The following is a 3,534-nucleotide window of genomic DNA, read 5'->3' as shown; positions in this document are numbered from 1 at the left end:
CCATAATATATATAACGAAACCCTGCTGACTATTACGTCCCCCACAGCTTTAGAAAATAATTTACATTTTTTTAAACTGATACGTAATCGTTTGCCTTTAAATCCCTACAATGCTTGCTATGTTTCTGGAGAAATAAATGCAAAATAACACCCTATGGTTCAATGGCCTTTCCATGGAAGATGTCGACAAAGTCGGCGGTAAGAATGCTTCACTTGGCGAGATGGTTTCTAACCTAGCCAACGCTGGCGTATCAGTACCTAATGGTTTTGCTACCACATCTTATGCGTTTAACAACTTTCTTGACTACAAAGGTCTTGATGAGCGCATTCACCAACTCCTTGATGAACTTGATGTTGAAGACGTTGACGCACTGCGTAAGACAGGTGCAACGATTCGACAATGGGTTCTAGACGCACCCTTCCCAGAATCACTAGAGCAAGATATCCGTGATAACTACCGTGAACTGATTGAAGGCAACGAAGAATTGTCTGTTGCGGTTCGCTCATCGGCAACAGCTGAAGACCTTCCAGATGCTTCTTTTGCTGGCCAACAAGAAACCTTCCTTAACGTGAAAGGTATCGATGCAGTTATCGAAGCAACGAAACACGTGTTCGCTTCTCTGTTTAACGATCGCGCTATCTCTTACCGAGTACACCAAGGCTTTGATCACCGTGGCATTTCATTGTCTGCGGGTATCCAGCGTATGGTTCGCTCAGACAAAGCTTCTTCAGGTGTGATGTTCACGCTTGATACTGAGTCAGGCTTCGACCAAGTGGTATTCATCACCTCTTCTTGGGGCCTAGGTGAAATGGTCGTACAAGGCGCGGTGAACCCAGATGAGTTCTACGTTCATAAGCCAATGCTAGAAGCGGGTCACTACCCAGTTGTTAAAAAGACGTTTGGTTCTAAGTTGATCAAGATGATCTACTCAACCAACCAAGAGATCGGCAAGCAAGTTGATATCATCGATACAGATACTAAAGAACGTAACGAGTTCTCATTGAACGATGAAGAGATCAAAGAACTTGCAAAACAAGCAATGATCATCGAGAAGCACTACCAACGTCCGATGGACATTGAGTGGGCAAAAGATGGCATCGACGGCAAGCTTTACATCGTTCAAGCGCGTCCTGAAACCGTATGTTCTCAGAGCGACCAAAACGTTATCGAGCGTTACGAGCTAAACAACAAGGCGGATGTCTTGGTTGAAGGCCGCGCTATCGGTCAGCGTATCGGTTCAGGCCCTGTTCGCTTGGTTGACTCTCTAGACCAAATGTCACTGGTTCAAGAAGGCGACGTACTGGTCACTGACATGACAGACCCGGACTGGGAGCCTGTGATGAAGAAAGCCTCTGCGATTGTCACTAACCGTGGCGGCCGTACTTGTCACGCAGCAATCATTGCTCGTGAGCTAGGCATTCCTGCCATAGTTGGTTGTGGTACCGCGACAAGCAGCCTGAATGATGGCGACACCGTAACAGTGTCATGTTCAGAAGGCGAAACAGGCTACGTTTACAACGGCGAACTCGACTTCGAGATCAAACGTTCTGAGGTTGATGAGCTACCAATGCTGCCAACCAAAGTAATGATGAACGTGGGTAACCCAGATCGTGCCTTCGACTTCGCCCAAATCCCGAACGAAGGTGTTGGCCTTGCTCGCCTTGAATTCATCATCAACAAGATGATTGGTATTCACCCTAAAGCTCTGTTGAACTTCGATGAGCAAACGGATGAGATCAAAGCAGAAATCAACCAGCGTATTCGTGGCTACAAAGATCCTATCGATTTCTACGTAAGCAAGCTAACAGAAGGCATTGCTACAATCGCTTCTGCATTCTGGCCTAAGCGTGTGATCGTACGTATGTCTGACTTCAAGTCGAACGAATACAGCAACCTAGTCGGTGGTAAAACGTTTGAACCGCATGAAGAGAACCCAATGCTGGGCTTCCGTGGCGCATCTCGTTACATCTCACCAGTATTCGAAGACTGTTTCGAGCTAGAGACTCAAGCAATCAAACGCGTTCGCAACGAAATGGGTCTTAAGAACGTTGAAATCATGATCCCATTCGTTCGTACTCCAAGCGAAGCAGCATCGGTTATCGACATTCTGGCTAAGTTCGATCTTCGTCGTGGCGACCAAGGTCTGAAGGTCATCATGATGTGTGAGCTACCATCGAATGCGATTTTGGCTGAGGAATTCTTGAAGTACTTCGATGGCTTCTCTATCGGTTCAAACGACATGACACAGCTGACACTTGGCCTAGACCGAGATTCAGGTGACGTTGCTCACTTATTCGATGAGCGTAACCCAGCGGTGAAAGCGATGCTGAAAATGGCAATCGATGCAGCAGCTAAAGCGGGTAAATACGTAGGAATTTGTGGCCAAGGCCCATCAGACCATGACGACCTAGCGGAGTGGTTAATGGAACAAGGCATCAGCTCTGTTTCACTAAACCCAGATACGGTTATCGACACGTGGTTGAAGCTTGGTAACGTTGCAAACAAGTAACGCTTAGAGTCAACAACTAGATATAGAGTCAACAAAGCCAGTCATCGCGACTGGCTTTTTTGTTCACCGAGAGCCAACAAAGATAACCTGCCTATCATAACAAGCATTGGTATCGCGCTGACCTTACGTTATCCTTTACACAATTCTTCATTGAGAGGTTTGTCATCACAACAAGCCTAACTTCAAGACCGATAAGAGTGTTATGAATTCTACTACCGCAACTCCCTCGCCTTCTCTTGGCCGACAACTCTATACAATGACATGGCCAATGCTATTTGGGGTACTTTCCCTAATGAGCTTCCAGCTTGTCGACAGTGCTTTTATTGGCCAACTGGGCGTACTGCCGCTCGCTGTTCAAGGTTTCACGCTTCCAATACAGATGATCATCATCGGTATTCAGGTCGGGTTAGGTATCGCGACAACCGCGGTAATCGCGAGAGCCATTGGCGCGAATGAAACGCGCTACGCTAAGCAGCTTGGTGGATTAGTGATTGCGATGGGCAGCGTGAGTGTCGCGTTTTTCTCCGTCATCATCTATCTGCTGCGAGGGCCAATTTTACAATTGTTGGATGCGCCACCGACGGTATTACCGATCATTGATTCTTATTGGATCTATTGGCTAGCCAGCTCTTGGACAGGTGCACTGCTCTACTTTTCCTACAGTGTGTGTCGTGCCAATGGTAATACCATGCTGCCCGGTTCAATGATGATCGCGACCAGTATCATCAACTTAATATTGGACCCGATTTTCATCTTTACGCTCGACATGGGCATCAATGGAGCCGCCATTGCGACCATCTTGGCGTTCGGTGCGGGTATATTTATCGTTGCACCAAAGGTCACCAAGAAGCATTGGATGACCTTCGACTGGCACGACCTCGACATCAGCAAGAGTGTTCGCTCCATTGGTAACATCATGGGGCCTGCGATGATCAGTCAGCTGCTGCCTCCTGTTTCATCCATGTTCGCCACTAAGCTGCTTGCTGGCTATGGCACAGCTGCCGTTGCAGCTTGGGCATTGGGT

At 47.5% G+C, this 3,534-nt stretch carries 2 protein-coding genes; both read left to right on the top strand.

Annotated features, from left to right (window positions below; all coding sequences use genetic code 11):
- Positions 1 to 137 precede the first annotated feature (137 nt).
- The gene (gene ppsA, locus AB4496_RS17610; protein WP_009846293.1) at positions 138 to 2,510 is read left to right on the top strand and encodes a phosphoenolpyruvate synthase; all 2,373 of its coding nucleotides are present in this window, start codon (positions 138 to 140) and stop codon (positions 2,508 to 2,510) included.
- Between the two features lie 202 nt (positions 2,511 to 2,712).
- On the top strand, positions 2,713 to 3,534 hold an 822-nt coding region (locus AB4496_RS17605; protein WP_372131499.1), incomplete at its 3' end, for an MATE family efflux transporter.

Source organism: Vibrio sp. 10N.222.46.A1 (assembly GCF_041473595.1).
Taxonomy (GTDB): Bacteria; Pseudomonadota; Gammaproteobacteria; order Enterobacterales; family Vibrionaceae; genus Vibrio; species Vibrio tasmaniensis_A.
The sequence above is the reverse complement of the archived record's forward strand: the minus strand, read 5'-3'. Positions and strand labels throughout refer to the sequence as shown.

What these genes read in the sequence shown, in the direction of transcription:
- ppsA (WP_009846293.1), top strand. Translation starts at nt 138, where the DNA reads ATGCAAAATAACACCCTATGGTTCAATGGCCTTTCCATGGAAGATGTC.